This is a genomic window from Roseateles sp. P5_B10, assembly GCF_056400485.1.
Genome location: NZ_JBFULE010000028.1, coordinates 1 through 21,520 on the forward strand (window position 1 = coordinate 1; position 21,520 = coordinate 21,520).

At 68.3% G+C, this 21,520-nt stretch carries 17 protein-coding genes; 12 read left to right on the forward strand and 5 right to left on the reverse strand.

The window, feature by feature from the left end:
* The 3 genes from AC1DU6_RS03935 to AC1DU6_RS03945 form a co-directional block, all read right to left on the reverse strand.
* Positions 1 to 945 (reverse strand): TAXI family TRAP transporter solute-binding subunit (locus AC1DU6_RS03935; protein ID WP_477856129.1); only part of this gene is annotated, 945 nt, incomplete at its 3' end.
* Positions 946 to 1,240: 295 nt separating this feature from the next.
* Positions 1,241 to 2,815 carry an MFS transporter gene (locus AC1DU6_RS03940; protein ID WP_477856130.1) on the reverse strand — a complete coding sequence of 525 codons (1,575 nt, stop codon included), beginning with the start codon at positions 2,813 to 2,815 and terminating at the stop codon, positions 1,241 to 1,243.
* 177 nt (positions 2,816 to 2,992) lie between these two features.
* Positions 2,993 to 5,050: a M13 family metallopeptidase gene (locus AC1DU6_RS03945; RefSeq protein ID WP_457321967.1), complete on the reverse strand. Its 2,058-nt coding sequence runs from the start codon at positions 5,048 to 5,050 to the stop codon at positions 2,993 to 2,995.
* A gap of 162 nt (positions 5,051 to 5,212) precedes the next feature.
* On the opposite strand from AC1DU6_RS03945, the gene AC1DU6_RS03950 reads away from it, so the two are divergent.
* A complete protein-coding gene (locus tag AC1DU6_RS03950; RefSeq protein ID WP_457321969.1) occupies positions 5,213 to 6,145 on the forward strand; it encodes an NAD(P)-dependent oxidoreductase in 933 nt (310 codons plus the stop codon).
* A 1-nt stretch (position 6,146) separates the two neighbouring features.
* Here the strand turns inward: AC1DU6_RS03950 and AC1DU6_RS03955 are convergent, their stop codons facing one another.
* Positions 6,147 to 6,407, reverse strand: coding sequence for a hypothetical protein (locus AC1DU6_RS03955; protein WP_157281053.1), 261 nt, complete (start codon positions 6,405 to 6,407; stop codon positions 6,147 to 6,149).
* A gap of 252 nt (positions 6,408 to 6,659) precedes the next feature.
* Here AC1DU6_RS03955 and AC1DU6_RS03960 point away from each other — a divergent pair, with 252 nt between their 5' ends.
* Positions 6,660 to 8,168 carry a TonB C-terminal domain-containing protein gene (locus tag AC1DU6_RS03960; RefSeq protein ID WP_457321971.1) on the forward strand — a complete coding sequence of 503 codons (1,509 nt, stop codon included), beginning with the start codon at positions 6,660 to 6,662 and terminating at the stop codon, positions 8,166 to 8,168.
* Between the two features lie 34 nt (positions 8,169 to 8,202).
* On the opposite strand, the gene AC1DU6_RS03965 is transcribed toward AC1DU6_RS03960, so the two are convergent.
* Positions 8,203 to 9,369: a hypothetical protein gene (locus tag AC1DU6_RS03965; protein WP_056191906.1), complete on the reverse strand. Its 1,167-nt coding sequence runs from the start codon at positions 9,367 to 9,369 to the stop codon at positions 8,203 to 8,205.
* 281 nt (positions 9,370 to 9,650) lie between these two features.
* Here AC1DU6_RS03965 and AC1DU6_RS03970 point away from each other — a divergent pair, with 281 nt between their 5' ends.
* The 10 genes from AC1DU6_RS03970 to AC1DU6_RS04015 form a co-directional block, all read left to right on the forward strand.
* A complete protein-coding gene (locus tag AC1DU6_RS03970) occupies positions 9,651 to 10,751 on the forward strand; it encodes an SGNH/GDSL hydrolase family protein (RefSeq protein WP_477856131.1) in 1,101 nt (366 codons plus the stop codon).
* Positions 10,752 to 10,767: 16 nt separating this feature from the next.
* Positions 10,768 to 11,430, forward strand: coding sequence for a hypothetical protein (locus AC1DU6_RS03975; RefSeq protein WP_457321976.1), 663 nt, complete (start codon positions 10,768 to 10,770; stop codon positions 11,428 to 11,430).
* Between the two features lie 11 nt (positions 11,431 to 11,441).
* Positions 11,442 to 13,874: an apolipoprotein N-acyltransferase gene (gene lnt, locus AC1DU6_RS03980; RefSeq protein ID WP_457321978.1), complete on the forward strand. Its 2,433-nt coding sequence runs from the start codon at positions 11,442 to 11,444 to the stop codon at positions 13,872 to 13,874.
* 94 nt (positions 13,875 to 13,968) lie between these two features.
* The gene (locus AC1DU6_RS03985) at positions 13,969 to 14,763 is read left to right on the forward strand and encodes a helix-turn-helix transcriptional regulator (RefSeq protein ID WP_457321980.1); all 795 of its coding nucleotides are present in this window, start codon (positions 13,969 to 13,971) and stop codon (positions 14,761 to 14,763) included.
* Between the two features lie 89 nt (positions 14,764 to 14,852).
* Entirely contained in the window at positions 14,853 to 15,374 is a 522-nt protein-coding gene (locus AC1DU6_RS03990) for a (2Fe-2S)-binding protein (RefSeq protein ID WP_457321982.1), read from the forward strand.
* On the forward strand, positions 15,371 to 16,360 hold the full coding sequence (locus AC1DU6_RS03995) for an FAD binding domain-containing protein (RefSeq protein WP_457321984.1): 990 nt from the start codon (positions 15,371 to 15,373) through the stop codon (positions 16,358 to 16,360). Before AC1DU6_RS03990 ends, AC1DU6_RS03995 begins: the two co-directional genes overlap by 4 nt.
* The gene (locus tag AC1DU6_RS04000; protein ID WP_477856132.1) at positions 16,357 to 18,543 is read left to right on the forward strand and encodes a xanthine dehydrogenase family protein molybdopterin-binding subunit; all 2,187 of its coding nucleotides are present in this window, start codon (positions 16,357 to 16,359) and stop codon (positions 18,541 to 18,543) included. The genes AC1DU6_RS03995 and AC1DU6_RS04000 overlap by 4 nt, the downstream gene beginning before the upstream one ends.
* A gap of 110 nt (positions 18,544 to 18,653) precedes the next feature.
* Positions 18,654 to 19,310 (forward strand): TetR/AcrR family transcriptional regulator, encoded by a 657-nt coding sequence (locus tag AC1DU6_RS04005; RefSeq protein WP_082532361.1) that lies wholly within the window; start codon positions 18,654 to 18,656, stop codon positions 19,308 to 19,310.
* 204 nt (positions 19,311 to 19,514) lie between these two features.
* Entirely contained in the window at positions 19,515 to 20,309 is a 795-nt protein-coding gene (locus AC1DU6_RS04010; protein WP_056191898.1) for an alpha/beta fold hydrolase, read from the forward strand.
* Positions 20,310 to 20,562: 253 nt separating this feature from the next.
* Positions 20,563 to 21,520: FAD-dependent monooxygenase (locus AC1DU6_RS04015; protein WP_477856133.1), on the forward strand; the 958-nt coding region annotated here is incomplete at its 3' end.

Consider the following 21,520-nt stretch of genomic DNA (forward strand, 5'->3'; position numbering starts at 1 on the left):
GGGGAAGTCGCGCGCGCCATTGAACCAGCCGGCGTCGCTGTGCTGACCCAGGGCCGCCTGCGCGAACAGCTGGCGCAGCGCAGGGTGCGTTTGCTCGCGCGCCAGCAGTGCGGTGGTGGTGGCGAGCAGCGGCACGTCGTGCGGCGGTAAATCGGCTGCCAGGCCCACCACACCACGCGGCAGCCTCACGGTGGACAGGAAGGGCAGCTGGCGCGAATAGGCCTCGTTCTGCTCGAAGGCCATCAGCGCAATGGCCGGGTCGCGCAGCAGCTCGCGGATCAGGCGGGCCTGCGGCGCCGAGATCAGCACCGTGGCATCCAGCCGCCCCTGGCGCAGCGCCTCACCCGCGGCGTCGGGCGCCAGATTGGACAGCCGCAGATCGGTCGGCTTCAGTTGGTTCAGCGCCAGCAGCTTCTCAACAATCTGCGGTACACCGCTGCCGTCCTGATCCACATTGACTCGCAGGCCGCGCAGCTGGTCCAGGCGCTGCAGTTCGCCCCCGGGCTGGCGGCGCGCGATGCCGAGATCGCGGCGGTAGAAGATCCAGATCGGCTCGTAAAACAGACTGCCCAGCGAGACGATGCCGGCCTCGGTATCGGTCACCGGATCGGCCATGCCGCCGCGTACGAAGCCCACATCGACCGTGCCCGCGCGCAGATGGGCCAGATCGTCCTGCGCGCCTTCGCTGGCGATCAGCTCCACCTGGATGCGCTCGCGTGCCAGCGCTTTCGCATAGCCCTCGCCGAAGCTGGCGTAGGCACTTCCGGCCGGGCCGGTCGCTAGCCTTACCTGGCGCGGCGGCTGCGGATCCAGCCACCAGTAGGCAGCGACCAGCAGGCCTCCGCCGAGCAGTAGCAGCGGCCCCATCGAGACCATCAAGTCGCGCAGCGTCTGCAGCAGCAGGCGCAGGCTGCGGGTGGCATGCCATTGCTGAATCGGGGTCATGGCTTGCCGTCCTGAGCGGGCAAAGGCTGGGCCTGCGTGTTGCAGAGTCGCTCGCATTCCCGAGCACCCGCATGAGTGGTGGCAGCAAGGCTGAGGATGATCGTGATGCCGAGGCGTCRCACGGGCTGGGCCTTTACCGATGGAGGACCGGCCGATCGTATGGGAGGCGCGCAGGCGGACTGTTACGCCCGCTTTCGCTGCAAAGCGGGCGACGGCACTAGGCTGGAAGCGTTCTTCCAAATCGCTGTCGGTTCTGGCACAGGCGTCCCAAGTCAGCCCGTGCGCACTGCGTGTCTTAACGCTCAACCTTGCGCATCAACATCGCGGCAACCGCCGCGCCCAGTACGCACAGCGCGGCGCTCACGCCCATCACCCAGCGGTATCCGCTGATGAAAGCCTCGTGGATGGCGCTCTGGGCCGCGGCTCGGGTGGCTGCGTCGATGTCCCGCGGCAGCTCGATGGCCGCGAGCCGGCTCTGTTGCTCCAGCACCAGCGACGCCACAGCGGCAGGCACGCCGTGGTGGTCGAGCTGGCCTCGAAGCGCAACACCGAATGCCCAGGCCATCAATGCACCCAGCGCAGCGATGGCCAGCACGCCGGCCGCACGGGACACCGCGTTGTTGATACCCGATGCCACGCCGGCCGCGTCGGCGCCCGCCGCATTCATGACGGCCGTGGTCAATGGCGCGACCGTCACGCTCATGCCCACGCCGAGCACCACGATGCCCGGCAGGAACCCGGTCCAGTAATTGGCCTCGATGGAAGGCAGCGCCAGCGCAGCGAAGCCGGCGCCCGCAATCACGGGGCCGATGGCCAGCGGTGTGCGCGGCCCGACCCGGTCGGCCAGGCCGCCGGCCCAGCGCGACAGCGCAAACATGATCAGGATAAAGGGCAGCAGCGCCGCTCCGGCGGCGGCGGCCGACAGGCCATGGACCTGGATCAGCGCCAGCGGCACGAAGAAGAGGCCACCGCCGAGGGCCGCGTAGACCAGCAAGGTCAGCACATTGGCGCCGGCAAAGACGGGGTCGCGAAAGAACTGCAGCGGCAGCATGGGCCGAGGCGTACGTTTCTCGACCCAGGCGAAGGCCCCCATCGCGACGATGCCGATCACGAGGGCGGCGATCACGGCGGGCGAATCCCACTGGCGGGCCGGCCCTTCGACGAAGGCGAACACGATGCCGCCCAGGCCCACCGTGACGAGCGCCGCCCCCGGCMAGTCCAGCCGCCCCGTGGCTTGCGGGTCGCGGGATTCCGGCACCCGCAGCATCGCCATCGCCGCAACCAGCGCGGCCAGCGGCGCATTCACCATGAAGGCCCAAGTCCAGGAGTAATGGTCGATCAGCCAGCCGCCGATCACCGGCCCGACGGCCGCCGTGATGCCACTGAAGCCGGCCCACGTGCCGATGGCCCGGCCCCGTTCATGCTCGTCAAAAGAGGCACTGATCAGCGCCAGGCTCCCCGGCACCAGCAGGGCTGCACCCACGCCCTGTAACGCGCGCGCGGCGATCAATGCGTTCACGTCGCTTGAGAGCGCGCACAGCACCGAGGCCGCGCCGAAGATCGCCACACCCAGCAGGAAGATGCGGCGGCGCCCGTAGCGGTCGCCCAGCGCGCCGCCAAGCAGGAGCAGCGCGGCCAGCAACAGCGCATACGACTCCACGACCCATTGCACCTGATGCAGCGTCGCATRCAAATCGTTCTGGATTGCCGGCAGTGCGACGTTGACGACCGTGCCGTCGATGAAGGCCATGCCGGAGGCGAGGATCGCGGTCGCCAGCACCCACCGCTGCCTGGCCGGCGAGCAGGGTGATGCCGGAGGGCCGTGGCGGATGGCGGCTTGGTCGCAGGGTGGGTGCAGCGCAGCGGTCATGGAACTCCGGCGGGCAATCGAGGTGCCGCACGGTTCTCACCGAGGACACCCGCGCCAGGCACGCCGGGAAATGGGCGCATCCTGCGTGCGCAATGCTACCTTCACGGTCAGTCGCCGCTGCCGACAACGCCGCTGCTCATCGCGGCGGCAATGAGCAGCGCCCTCAGCCCGTGTAGATCACCACACCTTGCAATGCTGCCCCGCCGGCTTCACCAGCTTGGCGCCCGGCTTGCACGCAAAGGCCTTCTCGAACTCCGGCATGTTGACGACGACGCCGTTGATGCGCCAGCGCGCCGGCGAGTGCGGGTCGACCTTGGCCTGCACGCGCAGGGCTTCGGGGCGGGCATCGGCGCAGTCCCACTGCGCGAAGCCGACGAAGAAACGCTGCTCGGGCGTCAGGCCGTCGCGGTTCTCAAGGGTCTTGCCGGTCATGTGGGCCTTCCAGGCCTCCCAGGCCAGCACCAGGCCGCCGAGGTCGGCGAGGTCTTCGCCCAGCGTCAGCTTGGAGTTGATCTTGATGTCGTCGACGACGGTGTAGGTGGCGTACTGGTCGGCCACGCAGGCGGCGCGCTTCTCGAATTCCTTGCCGTCCTTCTTGGTCCACCAGTTCTTCAGGTTGCCCTGGGCGTCGAACTGGCGGCCTTCGTCGTCGAAGCCATGGGTCAGCTCGTGGCCGATGGTGCCGCCGGTGTTGCCGTAGTTGGGTGCCTCGTCGAGAGCTGCGTCGTACAGCGGCGCCTGCAGCACGCCGGCGGGGAAGTTGATGTCGTTCATCTGCGCGTCGTAATACGCGTTCACCGTCTGCGGCGTCATGCCCCACTCGCCACGGTCCAGCGGCTGGCCGATCTTGGCCAGGCGGCGCTTGGCTTCGAAGGCATTGCCGCGCATGACGTTGCCCAGGAAATCGCCAGGCTGCACGGCAAAGGCCGAGTAGTCGCGCCAACGCTCGGGGTAGCCCACCTTGTTGACGATGGCCTTGAGCTTGGCGTGGGCGCGGGCCTTGGTCTCGGCGCTCATCCAGGCCAGGCTGTCGATGGAGCGACCCATCGCCACCTCGATCTCGTCGGTCATCTGCACCGCCGCGGCCTTCAGGTCGGGCGTGAAGTTGCGCGCGATGAATTCCTGGCCCAGGGCCTCGCCGAGCTGCACGTCGACGAGCTGCACGCAGCGCTTCCAGCGGGGCTTCAGCTGGGGCGTACCGTGCAGGGTCTGGCCGTAGAAGTCGAAGTTGGCCTGCACGAAACCGTTGTCCAGCGCGGGGCTGAGGCTGCTGGCCAGCTGCCAGCGCAGATAGGTCTTCAGGTCCGCCAGGCTCATCGCGTTGAGGCGCGCGCCGAGTGCCTTGAAGAAGGCCGGCTCGGTGACGTTGTAGCGGGCATGCCAGGGCGTGGTGCCCAGGGCCGCCTGGTAGCTGGCCCAGTCGAAGCCGGGCATCAGCGCCTTCAGGCCGCGCGCGTCGACGACGTGGAAGGTCTTGTAGGGGTCGCGCTTGTCGACCTTGGAGAGCGACGCGCGGGCCAACGTGGTCTCGGTGGCCAGCACGCTGCGCGCCCCCGCCTTGGCGGCCTCGGGTGTGTCGCCCAGCAACTCGAAGATGCGGGCCACATGGGCCTCGTAGGCGGTGCGGATCTTCAGCGTCTTGTCGTCACGTTTGAGGTAGTAGTCGCGGTCGGGCAGGCCCAGGCCGCCGGCCGAGGCGAAGGCGATCTGGCGCGTGGCGTCGGCAAAGTCCTGGCCTGCGCTGAAGCCGAAGAAGAGGCGGTCATTGCCGGCCGCCAGTTGCAACTCGGCGAGCAGGGGCGGCAGGGCCTTCTTGTCCTTCAGCGCGGCAATGCGGTCCAGCGTCGGCTGCAGGCCCTTGAGCCCGGCGGCCTGCACGGCGCCTTCGTCCATGCAGGCGGCGAAGTAGTCACCCAGCTTGGCTTGAGGCCCCGTGCGCTCGGCGCCCGGCTGGCCCAGCTTGTTCAGCACGCCCCACAGGTAGCGCTGGTTCTCGTTGGCCATCTTGGCGTAGACCGACCAGCGCGACTGGTCGGCCGGGATGGGGTTGGCCTTGGTCCAGGCGCCGCAGGCGTAGCGGTAGAGGTCGTCGCAGGGGTCGGCGCTGCGGTCCATGGCCGTCACGTCCAGGCTGGGCGTGTAGGGCAGGGCATCCAGCGGACCTTCCGCAGCATTGGGGCCGGCCGCGTGGGCCAATGTCGCCGCCAGCAAGGCGGGGAGCAGCAGTCGTTTCATGGTGGGCGAGGAATTTGAAGTGGGGCGATTGTGGGCGCTGGGCGCGCCAGCAGCCATTCGTCAGACCTGGGGGAGCGGCCAGCCCGTCGCGGAATTCGGCGGGGGAGGAGAAGCAGATAGGTTCGGCCATGATGGGCGCTTTCTGATTGCTGCAATTTGCCCATGGAAACCTTGCTGCTGCTCGTCCCGATCGCCGCCGAACACAAGGCCCTGCTGCTGGAACGCTTTCGCGTCATCGACGCCCCCGACGCCACCCGCCGGGCCGCGGCAATAGCGGCCCACGCCGCCGAGATCGACCTCGTGCTGACGAATGGCGGCACCGGCTTCTCCGCCGACGAGATCGCCGCGCTGCCCAACCTCAAGCTGCTGGCCGCCCAGGGCGCCGGCTACGAGAATCTCGACGTGGCGGCCGCCAAGGCGCGCGGCGTGCTCGTCTGCAACGGCGCCGGCACCAATGACGACTGCGTGGCCGACCACGCCCTGGCCTTGCTGCTGGCCAGCGTGCGGGCACTGCCCCAGCTGGGCGTGGCGCTGCGCGCCGGCGTCTGGCGGGACGCCCTGCCCCTCTTCCCCAACTTCAAGGGTAGGCGCCTCGGCGTCATCGGCCTGGGCGGCATCGGCCGCAAGATCGCCACGCGTGCCGCCGCTTTCGGCATGGTCATTGGCTACAACAACCGCCGCCCGCGGGAGGATGCTGGCGATGCGGCCTGGTTCGACAGCGTGATGGCCCTGGCTGCCTGGGCCGACGACCTTGTCGTCGCCACGCCCGGCGGGGCGGCCACCCGGCACATCGTCAACGCCGAGGTGCTGGCGGCGCTGGGCGCCGGCGGCCATGTCGTCAACATCTCGCGCGGCAGCTGCGTGGATACCACCGCGCTGGCCGCGGCCCTGCGGGCTGGGCAGATCGCCGGTGCGGCATTGGATGTCTATGAAAGCGAGCCCCGCCCGCCGCAGGAGCTGCTGGGCCTGGACAACGTCATCCTGACGCCCCATGTGGCCGGCTGGTCGCCCCAGTCCATCCGCGCCACGGTGGAGAACTTCATCGCCAACGTCGACGCCTGGCGGCGCGGCGAGGCGCTGCTGACGCCGATCTGATTCAGCGCCGCTCGCGCCGCGCCTCCATGACTTCGCTCTCTTCGCGCGCGGCGTACTGGCGGCGGCTGCCCTCCTGAAGCGCCACCTCTGCCGCCAGTCGGCCCATCTGGGTGCTGGCCATCTCCTGCATCATCAGCACGTCGGCGTCTTCGGGCATGCGCGTCAACTGCGGCTCTTCGCGCTCCGCCCGCGCCGGACGTCGGCGCGCGAACAGCGCATCCAGGGTCAGCAGGCGGCGGGGATCGGGCAGGGAGGCCATCATGGAATCTCCGAAAAATGTCAGGCTTGTGGAACAGACGTTATTGCGACACCGATAGCGACACGCCCCCGCATCAACCCTTCCCTAGTTCCGCGGTTGGCGGGTGGCGCGCCGGTCCAGCACGCCCCCGCATCCGCGGGGCTGGGCGCCCCTGATGGCAATCCGGTGCCGATCGGCCCGCACGTCTGACGACAATGGGCGCATGCGCTGCCAGGATCATCCCGAGCTGAATCGCCCCCGCTTGGTGGGGCCGGCTTGAGCCGCTGGTCTTCAGGCCCCAGCCTCGCGCAGGCGCTCGCCGCTGAAACCGCCCCCTCCTGGCCGCGGAGATCGCGCCACGGCCCGGCGCGGGCCCTGCTGATCTCTCTGGTGGCCCATGGGCTGCTGCTGAGCCTGACCTTTGGCGGTGAAGGCCTGGGCCTGCCCGGCCTGAGCTTGCCCTGGCAGGCCCGCCGCGCCGAGGTGCCCGACCTGCGCGTCGTGCTGGTCACCCCGCCGCCAGCGCCTGCCGCTGAGCCATCGCCCCTGCCCGCCGAACCGCTTGCGCCGTCCGAAACCTCGGCTGTGCCGGCGCCACGCGCCCCGGCGGCCGACGAGGCACCGCCACCCGCCCCCGCCCCGGCCGTCATCGCCGTGGAACGGCCCAACGAAACGACCTGGACGGTGCCGCCTCAACCCCCGGCCTCCGCCCCCGTCATCGCGGCCCTCTCGGCTGCCTCCAGCGCCCTGACCACGCTGACGCGCGACGACAGCACACGCGCCGCACTGGACCGCGAGGCCCGCGAGCGCGCCGCCGAAATGGCCCAGCTCGACCGCGCCAGGCGCGACACCCAACGGCAAGCCCAGCAGCAGACGGAAAAACTGGCCGAAGCGGAACGACTGGAGGCTGCGAAACAGGAGGCGACCCGACAGGAGGCCGCTCGCAAGGAGGCTGCACGTCAAGAGGCAGCGGCCCGTGCCGAGGCCGCGCGGCTGGAAGCCGAACGCCAGGAAGCCCAGCGCCAGGCCGCCGCGAAGCAGGAAGCGGCACGGCTGGAGACCGAACGCCGACTCGCGGCGCAACAGGACGCGGCTCGGCAGGAGACAGCTCGCGCCGAGGCCGCTCGTGCGGAAACCGCCCGGCAAGAGGCAGCCCGCCAGGAAACGGCCCGCCAGGAAGCTGCACGCACCGAAGCCGCCCGTCAGGCCGCCGAGTCCGCCAGGCAGGAGGCCGCACGACAGGAAGCCGGGCGCCAAGAGGCGGCTCGCCAGGAAGCCGCCCGCGCCGCGGCCGCCAAGCTGGCCGAGGCCAAGGCCGCCGAGGAGCAGCGCGAAGCCCGGCTGCGCGCCATCGGCCAGCAGCTCAACGAGGAAGCCGCCAAGCGTGACGCGGCACGCCAGGCCCCCTCCAACCTGCCCTCGTCCTGGAGCAGCGCCCGCCGCGGCCGCCTCTTCGGCCGCACCGATGCCAACGCCGAGATGGTGCTCTACGCCGAAGCGTGGGCGCGAAAGATCCAGTTCAACCAGACCTTCGACCTCGTCCGCGACGCGATCAAGCAACCCTACACCGACCCGCTCGTGACGGTTGCCATTCGCGCCGACGGCACGGTGGAGTCGGTCAGCTTCTACCGCTCCAGCGGCGTGCCGGCGCTGGACGAGGCCATCCGCCGCGTCATTGAGAGCCAGGCCAACTACCCGGCCTTCACGCCGGCGCTGGCGCGCGAGTACGACGTCATCGAGATCCGCCGTACCTGGCATTTCGATTCGGCGATCCGGCTGTACTGATCGCCCGCCAGGAGCAGCCGTCTGCCGGCGTCACTCAGCGCCAGAGCGCCGGTTGCGGCGACCAGCCCTCGGCTGATGACGCTTCCACCAGCGCCGCCGCGCAGGCGCCCAGGTCCAGCCCGAGCGCGTCACGCGCCGCGCTGCCACCTGCGTCGGTCGCGTGAGCGGCCGCGCGCACGAAAGCAGCAAAGCCGTCCCAGTCCCGCGACATCTGCTCCACCAGGATGCGCGCCAGCTCATAGGACAGCAGCGTGTCGTCGTCGGCGCGCAGGAAGGATTCGCCCGACCACAGCCGCTGCACCTTGGCCGCATTCCAGTGGTCGCGCAGTAGGGCGTGCAATTCCGGCGCCGTGTGCAGCGAGGGCTGCGCACCGGCCACACGGCGTTCGCTGTTGACGGCGATGCCCTCGTCCAGCCAGCGCGGCAGCCTCAGGTGAGCCAACGCGCTGTGCGTCAGCTCGTGCGCAATGACGGGCTCGATAGCGCCGAGATGGGCACGCACCACGACGAAGTGCGGACAGCCGGCATCTATGAACATGCCCCCTGAAACGGCAAACTCGCCGTCCGGGTAGTAGAGCGAAACATAGCGGTAGTAGTCGTCCTCGCTGTTGAGCACCAGAACAAGGCTGCGCTGGCCCGCAGGGAAGCTCGCAAGCGGCCCCAGCAGCCGCTCGATGCGTCTGCGGGCCGTATGTACATAGGCGGCGGTGGCGCGCTCCTCGCGCTCGTTCAACGGCGACAGCACCATGGCCTCCTCCGTCTCCAGCAGGCCCATCTGCGGCCCCAGCGCCTCGCCCAGGTGCAGCAGCCAGGCCCGGCGCCCGGCCTCAAGCGCAGCGATGCGCTGCTCGTCACTTGCATGGCTGGTCTCGTCGCCCGCTGCCCAGCGGTTCAGGGCGCGCCAGTCCAGCACCGGCAGTTCGTGGCCCCATTGCAAATGGTCCATGACTGAAAAACTCGCACCCCCCGCCGCGTGAGCCAATTCCTCGGGCGCCGGACCCTGCCCGTTGCTGCGATCGCGATAGCCCGCGTCCGCGACGACCTTGTCCACGACACGACGCCATGGTGTGGACAGGAAGGCGATGAAGGCGCCTCCCAACGGGAACAGCCAGATCGCCACCAGCAGCATGCCCACCGGCAGGTGTATCCGCCGCCCCGTCGCGATGACGCGGCGCGACACCAGCACATTCACAACCAGCAAGACTGCTAGAAAAACGACAAATTCAGTCATGAAGCGGTAGCCAGAGATTGTTGGGCTCGAACTGCAAGTGCGCGATCTTCGCCGCGGCTTCGACACGTCGATTTGGTCGTATTACCAGGGTTCCCCCGTCCCTCTTGCTGCACCGCACACAGAGGGAATGTCCCCGATTCACCCCGAAGGTGGGGTGCTAGCGTGAAGTGTTGTTCGTGGTTCCGGCCTGCCCACGCGGCGGCCGGGCGCTCTGTTGGTTCCCGTCGCAAACACCAAGCTAGGAGACACAGATGAGGACTTCCCTTCGCGCGGTCCTGGGCCGCGCCGCCTGCCGCCTGGGCGTACCACTGCTTGCGGTCATATGCGCCACACCGGCCGCCGCCAGCACGCTGACGCAGAACGTGTCCTGGACCATCAACCGCACAGGCACGACCGCCAAATACCGCGTCGTCGCCTATGGCGATTCCATCTATGCCGGCTACAACGGCTCGGTGCTGAATGCCGCCAAATACGCGGCGCCCACGGTGGACGCGGAATACCTTGCGGCCAAGTGGAATGCAAGCATCGAGAGCGTGCGCCGCGCCAAGTCCGGCGCCGTCGCCTCCGACGTTTACAGCAACAAGATCGTGGCCGAGAAGTCGTACATGCAGGCGGCGTCCACCCGCGTCGTCACCTTCGAGATGTGTGGCAACGACGGCCTGCAGGCCCGCTCCGCCTTCAAGAGCCAGACCGGCACCTGCAACTACGCAGGCATGGACGCCGCCGTGAACAGCTGCAAGACCTATGTGGCTGCCGCCATGGACTTCATCAACGCCAATGCCTATGCCGGCGTGAAGCTCAAGCAGATCTCCAACCTGCACTACCCCGGCTACAACGCCGACAACACGCAGAGCAGCTGCAAGGACGCCAGCACCGGCGCCACTGTGAACATGCGCGATCGCTTCCTGCCCAAGATTGCGACGATGAACTACTGGATGTGCGAGTACGCGCGCCAGAAGGGCTTCAATTGCGCCGACAACTTCGCGCAGTACATGGGCGCGGACTACGACAGCAACGGCGACGGCATCATCGATTCCGACGCGCTGCGCTATGTGGCCGGCGAAAGCGAGGCCAGCTACGTGACTCGCATCACGACGACGCTGAAATCGACCATCCGCGACGCCAACGCCAAGTTCGTCTCCAGCAGCAGCAGCTACGACTACATCCAGTCCGACGACACCCACCCGACCTACAGCGGCGGCACTGTGTCCGCCGGCATCTTCGGCGGTACCACCGGATCGGGCGCGGCGCGCTACACGTCATTCACGAACGGCAAGAATCCGATCTGGAACCAGTACGGGCATGAGCGCATGGGCTGGGCGATTTCGACGTCCAACCCGGCGGCGCCATGAACTGAACGGGGCTGTCATGACGCGACCCAACGACCGCCACAACACCACCTGGGGGCCCTCCCCCTGGGTGCTGGTGGTTGCGATCGCCGTGGTAGTTGGTGGGCTCGCCTGGTGGTGGCCGGCGGCTGAGGCACCCGCATCGCCAGCGGTTGCTGCGGCACCGGCTCAGCCGGCATCAGTGGCTGCCCAGACACCCACCGCCTGGGCCAGTGCCCCGGATACAACGGTCGCCGTGGTCATGACCGGGACGGCCACTGCGCCGGTCGCCCGCATCCCGCGTCTGCGCGACCCCAACGGCGACCAGACGCCCGACCTGGCCGACTACATCAACGAGGGCGAGCGCCCCACCATGGCTGAAGTGATCCAGCGCCTGCATGCGGCCGGCGTGCGCACCGGCCTCGGCGCCTTCAATCCCCCCGGCACGCGCCCGCCCATCATCGGCCTGGCCGTGCCCGACAACTTCGAATTGCCGCCCGGCTATGTGCGCCATCACCAGGCCACTGATGACGGCCAGCGAATCGAGCCCATGCTGATGTTCTCGCCGGATGCGCAGACGGTGGTCATCAATGGCCGCAGCGTCGCCGTGCCGGCCGACCGCGTCGTGCCGCCTGAACTGGCGCCGCCGGGGTTGCCGATCCGGCGCATCGTTGTGCCGGCGCCGGTGGACGGCCCGCGTTGACGCTCACTGCCTTGCCCAGCCGGCTCGCCCGCAGCCGGTGGACCGGTGTCGTCGTGGCTGCGCTGCTCAGCGGTCTGTACGCCCGCGGCGGGCCGGCATGGATGCTGGGCTTCGTCGCTTTGGTGCCCTGGCTGCGCACGCTGGATGCCGAAGCCCGTCTGGGCCGCACGTTGCTCGGTGCGTGGGCCATGTCGGTCGCTTACACGGCCGCCGTGTTCTTCTGGTTCGGCAGCGCCCTCGGCGCCTACACGCAGATCGGCGCGGGTGCGGGCCTGGCGCTGCTCCTGCTCGCCGCGCCGCTGTTCCAGCCGCAGATCCTCGTCTTCGCCGTCGTGCGCCACCTGGTGCGGCGCCATCACGGCGCGGCCCTCGCTGCCGCGGCCGGCGTGGCCGCCTGGGCCGCCACCGAATGGGCGCTGCCGCATGTGCTGGGCGACACGCTGGGCCACGGCCTCTACCCCGCGCCGCTGCTGCGCCAGGCCGCCGAGCTGGGCGGCGCCACCGGGCTGACCGTCGTGCTGCTGCTGGCCAACGAGGCCGTCGCCGCCGCACTGGCGCGCCGCCGCGAAGGCCTGCGCGCGATGGTTGCGCCGCTGGTGCTTGCTGCCGTCGGCCCACTGCTGCTGGCCGGCTATGGCCTCTTCGCGCTGCAACCTGAGCAAACCTCAGCAGCCAAGCCACTGCGCATGGGCCTGGTGCAGTCCAACATCACCGACTACGAGCGCCTGCGCCGCGACAAGGGTGCTGCCGCCGTCGTGCGTGAGGTCCTTGATACGCACTTCGCCATGAGCTACGACGCCGTCGAGCGCCAGCATGTCGACGCGGTGCTTTGGTCCGAGACCGTCTATCCCACCAGCTTCGGCCAACCCAAGAGCCAGGCCGGCGCCGAGTTGGACGCCGAGATCCGGGCCATCATCGACGCGGCCGGCGTGCCCTTCGTCTTTGGCACCTATGACCGGGATGCCGACGGGGAATACAACGCGGCCGCGTTCGTGCTGCCCCGCAGCGGCTTGGCTGGCATGTATCGCAAGACGCGGCTCTTTTCTTTCACCGAATACCTGCCTGCCTGGCTGGACAACGCCACCGTGCGCGGCTGGCTGCCCGGCGCCGGCAGCTGGCGGCCGGGCAGCGGCGCGCGCATCTTCCCGTTGCGCCTGGCCGACGGCCGCGAGATCCCGGTGCTGCCGCTGATCTGCCTTGACGACACCGACTCCGGCCTCGCCATCGCCGGCGCACGCCTGGGCGCTCAAGTCATCCTGACCATGTCCAACGACTCGTGGTTCACTGACCACGAGCAAGGCGCCGCACTGCACCAGGCCGTCGCAGCCTTTCGCAGCATCGAGACCCGCCTGCCGCAGTTCCGCGTCACGACCAATGGCTTCAGCGCCGTCATCGATGCCCGCGGCACCGTCATCGCCGCCACGCGCATGGGCGAACGCACCCTCGTCATCGGCGACTTGCCAGTGCGCGACCCGGCGCCCACGCTGATGGTCCGCTGGGGCGACTGGGTCGGGCGCGCGGCGGCGGTCTTCATTGCCGGACTGGCGATGTGGTCGGTGCTGCGGCGTTGGGTGGGTATCTCTCCCGTCGAGTTGCCAGCCACTCTTGCGAGCCAGCTCGTCGTGCTGCCCCCTGCCGCCCGCGCCGTGGCGGGCCTGCTGCAGCTGATCTCGCGCGGCGGCGCGCTGGCCATGGGTGCAATCTGGCTGTGGGGCGATGGCACGCTGCAGACCAACACCCTCGCGCTGCTGCGCATGTTCACGGCCCTGTGCCTCATCCCCGAGGCAGCGGCCTGGGCCCTGTTGCGCGCCTGCACAGCCCAGGTCACGCTGGCGGAAGGCTTACTGGTGCTGACGCGCGGCTCGCGGCGACTGGAGGTCCCACTGAGCGACATCGCCGCCATCGAGCCTTGGTGCTTGCACCTGCCTGGCTCAGGCGCCTCGCTGCGTCTGAACTCAGGCGAGCGCTGGCTCCACGGCCTCGCCCTGCCCGACCCCTGGGCCCTGGCCCGTGCCCTCGGGCTGCCCATGCATGAACAGCCTGCCTGGCTTGCCTGGTGGGCCTACGCCCGCAGCCGCGCACAACTGCCGCCCAGCCGCCTCGCTCAGCCGGCGTTCAAGTTCCTGCTGCTGCCTTTCCTGCTGGCCGTGCCCGCCTTCCAGCTGCACCAGAAGATCGCCTACGGCAGCGCCTTCGGGGAGTTCTACAGCTACGGGCTGGCGGCCTATCTGACGGCCTTTGCGCTGTGGTGGGCGGCCTGGATTGCCGGCGTGGTGCTGTGCGCGGCTGCGGTGCGGGCGGTGATCGAGTTGGGCGCGTTTGCTGGCTGGCTGGTACTCCCGGGGTGGGCGACAGCGGCGCGCGCGGGGCTGGAACGACTCGGGTTGCTGGCGCTATATCTGGGGTTGCCCGCTTGGTTGTTGCTGCGGACTGTGCCCGGTTGAATCCGCCGCCTATCAGCGACATTCACTTCTCCGCCTTGATTGCCGAGAAGCTGTCACACGCTGGCAGTCGATTGCGAGGCCTGATAATTTTCACGTGACCCTCGATGCACGCAAGGAACTGGCAGTCTTCCTCACCAACCGCCGGGCTCGCCTGGGACCGGCCGACGTGGGACTGCCGAGCGGCGCGCGGCGTCGCGCTCGCGGGCTTCGCCGCGAGGAGGTCGCGGCGCTGGCCGGCATCGGCGTCACCTGGTACACGTGGCTTGAACAGGCGCGGCCCATTCGCGTTTCGGCGAGCGCACTCGAACGGGTGGCCGACGCGTTGCGCCTGGGCAGCACCGAACGGGCGCACCTGTTGGCGCTCGCGGGCCACCCTACGCCGGCTGTCGAGTCAGCCGCCATCGGCCGCGTCGTGGACGACCTTTCAGCGCTGGTCGGATCATTGACCTTGCCGGCCTACCTGAAGACGAAACGTTGGGATCTGCTGGCGTGGAACGAACCGCTGTGTCAGCTCTTCGGCGACTTCAGCGGCCTGCCGGCCGAGGCGCGCAACCAGTTATGGCTCACCTTCACGAGCCCGCTCTACCGCGAGCGGATGGCGGACTGGGAGATCGACGCGCGGGACGTGCTCGCGCGCTTCCGTGTCGACTTCGGCCGCTCGAACGGGGACCCCGGCTTTGCAACCTTGGTCGCGCGCACCGCGGCGGCAAGCCCCGAGTTCCGCGCCTGGTGGGCTCATCACGACGTGGTGGCCGATCGATCGACCGTTCGAAAGACGCTACGGCACCCCGTGCATGGCGAGGTCCCCTACAACATCACGTCCTTCACGCCCGACGGAGCTCCCGACTTGCGGCTCACCATCTTCAGGCCCGAACCACCCGTGGTGTGACGGCGCGGTCAGTTCCGCAAGCCGGGTAGTGGCGATACCCGTATGGCGAACGCACTTGTTGGGTGACGCAGCGTCGATATCCTCGACGCATGCGAACCGAATCTTTCCCACCCGCCGTCGATCCAGGTGTTGCCGGCAACGCCGATGACCGCACGTCTGTGTGCCTGTCGATCAACGGCCGAGCCTACACGCTCACGGTGCCGGCTTCGACCACGTTGCTGGACCTGTTGCGCGACCACTTGGGGCTGGCGGGTACGAAGAAGGGCTGCAGCATGGGCGCCTGCGGTGCTTGCACCGTGCTCGCCGACGGGCGCCGCATCAACGCCTGCCTGACGTTGGCGGCCATGCAGGACGGACGCGAGATCACGACGATTGAAGGTGTGGCGCGCGACGGCCTGACGCACCCACTGCAGCAGGCTTTCATCGACTGCGACGCACTGCAGTGCGGCTACTGCACGCCGGGGCAGATCGTTTCAGCACTCGGCCTCCTCCAAGAGGACGGCGTGACGGATCGCGGCAGTGTCGAGGCCTCAATGAGCGGCAACCTGTGCCGATGCGGCGCTTACCCGAACATCGTCGACGCAATACTCCAGGTGGTGGGCCAACGATGACCCTGCACCCGTTCTCGTATGTGAGGGCGGTCGACCTGCAATCCGCGCTTGTCGCGGTGCAGGCCGAACCGGGTGCGGCTTTCATTGCCGGCGGCACGGAGTTGATCCCTTTGCACAAGGCCGGCCTCGCCTCGTTGACGCGGGTCGTGGACATCGGTCGGTTGCCGCTAGCCACAGTGGCGATTGACGATGGCACGTTGTCGATCGGCGCGCTGGCACGCTTGAGCGACGTTGCGGCAAACGCGGACGTGCGCCGCGAAGCGCCGGCCGTCGCGCAGGCGCTGCTCGCAAGCGCTTCACCGCAAGTGCGGCACATGGCCACTGTCGGAGGCAACCTGCTGCAACGAACCCGCTGCAGCTACTTCCGCAACGGCTTGGCCCTCTGCAACAAGCGGCAGCCGGCCAGCGGCTGCGGCGCCATCGACGGTGAAAATCGCCTGCATGCGGTATTCGGCGCGAGTGCACACTGCGTCGCGACGCATGCGTCGGACCTGGCAGTCGCGCTCATTGCGGCCGACGCCCAGTTGCGTCTGATCGGGCCGCGCGGCGAGCGGCGCCTTGCGCTGCAGCGCTTGTATCGCCTGCCGGGCGACCGGCCCGAATGCGAGACCAACCTTGAGCCCGGCGAACTGATCACCCACGTCGAGTTGCGGCTTGCGCCTTGCATGCGGCAATCGAGCTATCTGAAGCTGCGCGACCGTGAGTCGTTCGAGTTCGCCGTCGTTTCGGTTGCTGCCGGCCTGTCAATCGCCGATGGCATCGTGCGCGCAGCGTGCATCGCGGCCGGGGGCGTCGGCACGGTACCGTGGCGGCTGCCCGCTTGCGAAGAGGCGCTGCTCGGCGCTCGCTGCGACGACGAGAGTCTGCAACGTGCTGCCGAGTTGGCCTCGGTCGGGGCGGCGCCGCTGCGTCACAACGCATTCAAGGTAGATCTGCTGCCCCGTGCGGTACTGCGCGCGCTACTGCAGACGAGGGACCGGTCATGACCGTACCTGAGCGTCCAAACGGTCGTGCCACGCCGCGGCTTGAAGCCGAACTGAAAGTGACCGGCGCAGCCCGCTACGCTGCCGAACAAACAGTCCAGGGACTGCTTCACGCGGCGCTCGTGCAGGCAGATGTGCCCAGCGGCGTGGTGCGCAACGTCGATGCCACTGCCGCGCTGGCAATKCCGGGGGTGGTCGCGTTGCTCTGGCACGCAAACGCGCCGAGGGTCCGCAATGGCGGTTTTCTTGCGCTGCTGCAGGACGCGACCGTTCATTTCGCCGGGCAGCCCGTTGCGCTGGTGATCGCTGAGTCGCCGCAGCAGGCGCTGCGCGCCGCTGCGGCCGTGAAAGTCGATATCGAACCGGCACCGGCCATCACCGCGATGAACGCCGCGCTCGGCGAAGTGGTTTCACCCAAAGAGGCGGCCGGCGGTGTGGCTGTGGACAGCCGCCGCGGCGAGCCCGAACGCGAGTTGACGCAAGCTGCGCACGTCCTCGCGCAGCGCTACACCACGCCGACGCACAACCACCTTCCGCTCGAACCGCACGCCGTCGTCACCCATTGGGAGCAGGGCCGCCTCACGGTGCACACCTCCACCCAGGCGGTGTTCGGCTCGCGACGCATTCTTGCGCATTGTTTTGATTTGCCGCCGGAGCGGGTGCGCGTCGTCGCCCAGTACGTCGGGGGTGGCTTCGGATCCAAGGGTCGCGCGTGGTTTCCGGCGCTGGTGTTGGGAGTCATGGCGGCGCGGCACGTGCAGCGACCTGTTCGGTTGGAGCTGACGCGCGCACAAATGTTCTGTGTAGTCGGCAGGCGGCAGGAGACGGTGCAGGACCTGAAGATCGGCATGGATGCCGATGGCCGTCTGCGTGCCATCGTGCACGACGCGCTTGCGCAGACGTCGACATTCGCAGAACACCTCGATCCAGTCGCGACCCCGAGTCGGGTGCTGTACGGCTGCGCCCATGTGGCGACCACGCAGCGCCTGGTGCGCGTGAATGCACCGCAGCCGAACCCGATGCGCGCCCCGGGAGAAGGCCCTGGAAGCTTTGCGCTCGAATCGGCGCTCGACGAGTTGGCCCACCGACTCGACATCGATCCGCTCGAACTGCGTTTGCGCAACCTCGCCGAGCGCGACATGCACACCGACCTGCCCTGGTCCAGCAACGGCCTGGAGACATGTCTGCGCGTCGCAGCCGATGCCTTCGGGTGGTCGCGTCGCCCGCGCAAGCCGCAGCAGTGGCAGCAAAATCATTCGTGGGTCGGCTGGGGCATGGCGTCCGCGCTGTACCCGGTGTTTCGCATGGCGTGCGAAGCCAGCGTCGGCTTGAGCCGCGAAGGCGTGGTGTGTGTGCGGTGCGGCACGCAGGACATCGGCACCGGCACGTTGACGGTGCTCGCGCAAATTGCCGCGGAAGCGGTGGGCGTACCGCTCGCTGCCGTGCAAGTCGAACTCGGTGACACCGATCTGCCCGAAGGCCCGTACTCCGGTGGCTCCATCGCRACAGCCAGCTTCACCCCGGCGGTGGAAGAGGCGGCCCGTGGGCTGAAGAAGCGCATCCTCGCGAACGTGGTGGCCGATCTCGATTCGCCCTTGTACGGCCTTGCGAGCGATCAGGTCACGCTCGTGGAAGGGCTGCTGCACAGCCGCATCGACACTCGCCGGCAAACACTCGCCGCTTGGGCGGCCACCCCCGCCGCGCAAGGACTGCAGGTCCATGCCCGGACCGCGCCCGCCGAGCGGCCGGCCTACAGCGCCTATGGCTTCGGCGCGGTTTTCGCCGAAGTTCACGTCGATGCGACGCTGGGCACCGTACGTGTCACCCGGATCACAGCGGCGTACGCGGCGGGCCGGATATTGAACCCGATGCTTGCGCGCAGCCAGTACGTCGGCGGGCTCGTCGGCGGGATCGGGATGGCGCTGCACGAGGCCACGCTGATGGACCAGGCGTCGGGTCGCGTCGTCAACACCAGCTTGAGCGACTACCTCGTGCCCGTCCACGCCGATATGCCGCGCTTCGACATTCACATCGTCGAAGAAGACGACCCTCACCTCGCCGGCGGCATCAAGGGCATTGGCATGCTGGGGACGGTGGGCACCGCCGCAGCGATTGCGAACGCGGTGTTCCATGCGACCGGCCGCCGCCTGCGCGATCTCCCGATTCGCCTCGAACACCTGCTCTAGCGCTTGGAGAACAAGTCATCAGCCAGACGACAACAGGTTTTCATCGCCGCTTGACTCCATACCGGTTGGTATGTAGATTACATACCAACCGGTATGCAGGAGGGCGTGCGATGGCAACGACTTCGAGAGAGCGTTTGTTGGATGCGGCGGTGAATCTGATCCGCATCAAGGGCTACGCGGCGATGCGCGTGGAAGACGTMTGCGAAGCCACGGGCCTCACGAAGGGCAGCTTCTTCCACCACTTCGCGAGCAAGGAAGACCTCGCCATGGCGGCGGCCGAGCGCTTCTCGGCCAAGGCCGACCTGATGTTCTCGCGTGCGGCCTTCCGAGACGAACCCGACCCGCTGGCGCGGCTGCTGGCCTATGTGGACTTCCGCCGTGGCGCGATGCAAGGCGACCTGGCCGCGTTCACCTGCCTGCTTGGCATGCTGGCGCAGGAAACGTACTCGACGCATCCGCATCTGAGCGAAGCCAGCGGCCAGCACATCCAGGAGCACGCAGCGACTCTGGAGCCGGACATCGAAGCGGCAAAGGCATCTCACGCACCGCACGCCGAGTGGAGCGCACACAGCCTGGCGATGTTCACCCAGGCCGTCGTGCAAGGCGCCTTCGTGCTGGCCAAGTCGCAGCATGACCCGGCGGTTGCAGCCGATTGTCTGGACCATCTGCGCCGCTACCTCGAACTGACCTTCAACAAGCCGCAGGCGCCCCCCAAGGCCGCACCGGCGCAGCGCGGCTCACGCGTTGGCGCCCGGCGCAAGACCTAGCGCTTCCCCACTTCCGCGCATTGCCTGTCTGGCGGCCTCCGTGAGCCGCCGGGGTCGGCTCGCGCCTTCGACGACCCAAAGGAGAGCTTCATGTTCGAAAGACGCCGCTTTCTCACCGCCTTGGCCGCCGCCGCACTGCCGGCAAGGGCTTTTTCCGCCGTCACTCCGGCGGCCCCCACCACCCTCGCATCAGGAGCAACGACCATGACATCGCAGAGCCCCAAGACCGCCTACGCCTCGATCCACGGCCAGAAGATGTATTACGAGGTGCACGGCAACGGCAAGCCGCTGGTGCTGCTGCATGGCGGTGTTGCCGCCAGCGAGGCCTTCGGCGCCAATCTGCCTCTTCTGGCCGCCTCGCATCAGGTCATCGCCGTGCACATGCAAGGCCACGGACACACCCGCGACGTTGACCGGCCGCTGCGCTTCGAGACGCTTGCCGATGATGTTGCGGCCCTGATCGAGCACCTCGGCCTGAAGAAGGCTGCGGTGATGGGCTATTCGCTCGGCGGGGGCGTGGCACTGCAGCTCGCGATTCGCCACCCCTCCCTGGTCGACCGCCTGGTCGTCGTTTCCCAAGCCATGAAGCGCTCGGCCTGGTTCCCCGAAGTGCTCGCCGCCTTCGACCAGATGGCCACCAATGCGCCCATGATCGGCGGCCATCTCAAGCAGTCGCCGATGGGCAAGCTCTACCCGGAGGTCGACTGGGAACAGCTGATGCGCCGCATCGCCGAGATGGAAAGTCACGACTACGACTGGTCGGCCGCGGTCGCCGGCATCAAGGCACCGACGATGCTCATCTTTGCCGACGCAGACGCCATGCGGCCGGAGCACATCGTCGAGTTCTACAAGCTGCTCGGCGGTGGGCAGCGCGATGCCGGACTGGATGGCTCGCAGCGCGCGCCTGCCCAACTGGCCATCGTGCCTGGGGCCAGCCACTACAACATCCTTGCGACCGATGCAGTCGGGAGGCTCTCAGCTTCGTTCCTGACGTCGTGATGGCGGGCCGGACCGTTGGAGTTGCCTGCAGACATGGAGACACTTCAGCGTCAAGGCGCTGGGAAATTCTGAGCTATGTTCCGGCGGCGGTCGCTGACGAGTTGTCGAACTCGTCTCGACGGCGAGCTGAAGAACGGTTTCGATGCAAAGGTCCAGCCCCGCAGAGATCCGGCAGGATGCGGCCGGTGCGAAGCAGCAGCCAGGATTGCTTTCTACAGAGCCGGCCTATCCTTTATCTTGGAGCACACGAGCGATGACCGAGCATGCGGTGGTGATCGCCGGCGCGGGCCCGACAGGGCTGATGTTGGCGGGCGAATTGGCACTGGCAGGGGTGGACGTCGCCGTCGTCGAACGCCGGCCCAATCAAGAACTCTCCGGCGCGCGTGCCCAAGGGCTCTCCTCGCGCACCATTGAAGTGCTCGACCAGCGCGGCATAGCAGATCGATTCCTCTCGGCGGGGCAAATCGCGCAGGTCACGGGCTTCGCCATCACCCGTTTGGACATCAGCGACTTCCCGACCCGCCACAACTATGGGCTTGCGCTGCGGCAGAAGCACATCGAGCGCATCCTCGCCGACTGGGTCACCGAGCTCAAGGTGCCCATCCTCTACGGCCGAGAACTTACGGGGTTCGTGCAGCACGACGCGGCTGTCGACGTCGCCCTCGCAGACGGTCGGTCACTGAGGGCGCAATATCTCATCGGGTGCGACGGTGGGCGCAGCCTCGTACGCAAGATGGCGGGCATCGACTTCGCGGGCTGGGATGCGACGACGAGCAACATCCTCGCGGAAGTGGAGATGACGGAGAAGCCGCCGTACGGCGTGCATCGGTCGCTCGCGGGCACGCACGCCTTCAGCCGGTCGGAATACGAGATCAAAGGCGGAGAAATCAAATACAAGGACGTCGGCCCCATCGGCGTCATGGTGACCGAACCGAACACGAATGCAGCCACCGAACCGACGCTGCGCGATCTCAAGGAACTGCTCATCGCCGCGTGCGGCACCGACTACGGCGTCCACAGCCCAACCTGGATCTCCAGGTTCACGGACATGACGCGGCAGGCTACGGCGTATCGCAGGGGACGCGTGTTGCTCGCCGGCGATGCCGCGCACATTCACTCGCCGATCGGCGGGCTGGGGCTCAATACGGGCCTGCAGGATGCGGTGAACCTCGGGTGGAAGCTGGCACAGGTGATCAAGGGCACGTCACCGG

Bases quoted from the DNA above. Each gene is read 5' to 3' on its own strand.
- AC1DU6_RS03975 (WP_457321976.1), top strand. From the start codon at position 10,768: ATGACGCGACCCAACGACCGCCACAACACCACCTGGGGGCCCTCCCCC.
- AC1DU6_RS04010 (WP_056191898.1), top strand. From the start codon at position 19,515: ATGACATCGCAGAGCCCCAAGACCGCCTACGCCTCGATCCACGGCCAG.
- AC1DU6_RS03970 (WP_477856131.1), top strand. From the start codon at position 9,651: ATGAGGACTTCCCTTCGCGCGGTCCTGGGCCGCGCCGCCTGCCGCCTG.
- AC1DU6_RS03995 (WP_457321984.1), top strand. From the start codon at position 15,371: ATGACCCTGCACCCGTTCTCGTATGTGAGGGCGGTCGACCTGCAATCC.
- AC1DU6_RS03945 (WP_457321967.1), bottom strand. From the start codon at position 5,050: ATGAAACGACTGCTGCTCCCCGCCTTGCTGGCGGCGACATTGGCCCAC.
- AC1DU6_RS03990 (WP_457321982.1), top strand. From the start codon at position 14,853: ATGCGAACCGAATCTTTCCCACCCGCCGTCGATCCAGGTGTTGCCGGC.
- AC1DU6_RS03950 (WP_457321969.1), top strand. From the start codon at position 5,213: ATGGAAACCTTGCTGCTGCTCGTCCCGATCGCCGCCGAACACAAGGCC.
- AC1DU6_RS03955 (WP_157281053.1), bottom strand. From the start codon at position 6,407: ATGATGGCCTCCCTGCCCGATCCCCGCCGCCTGCTGACCCTGGATGCG.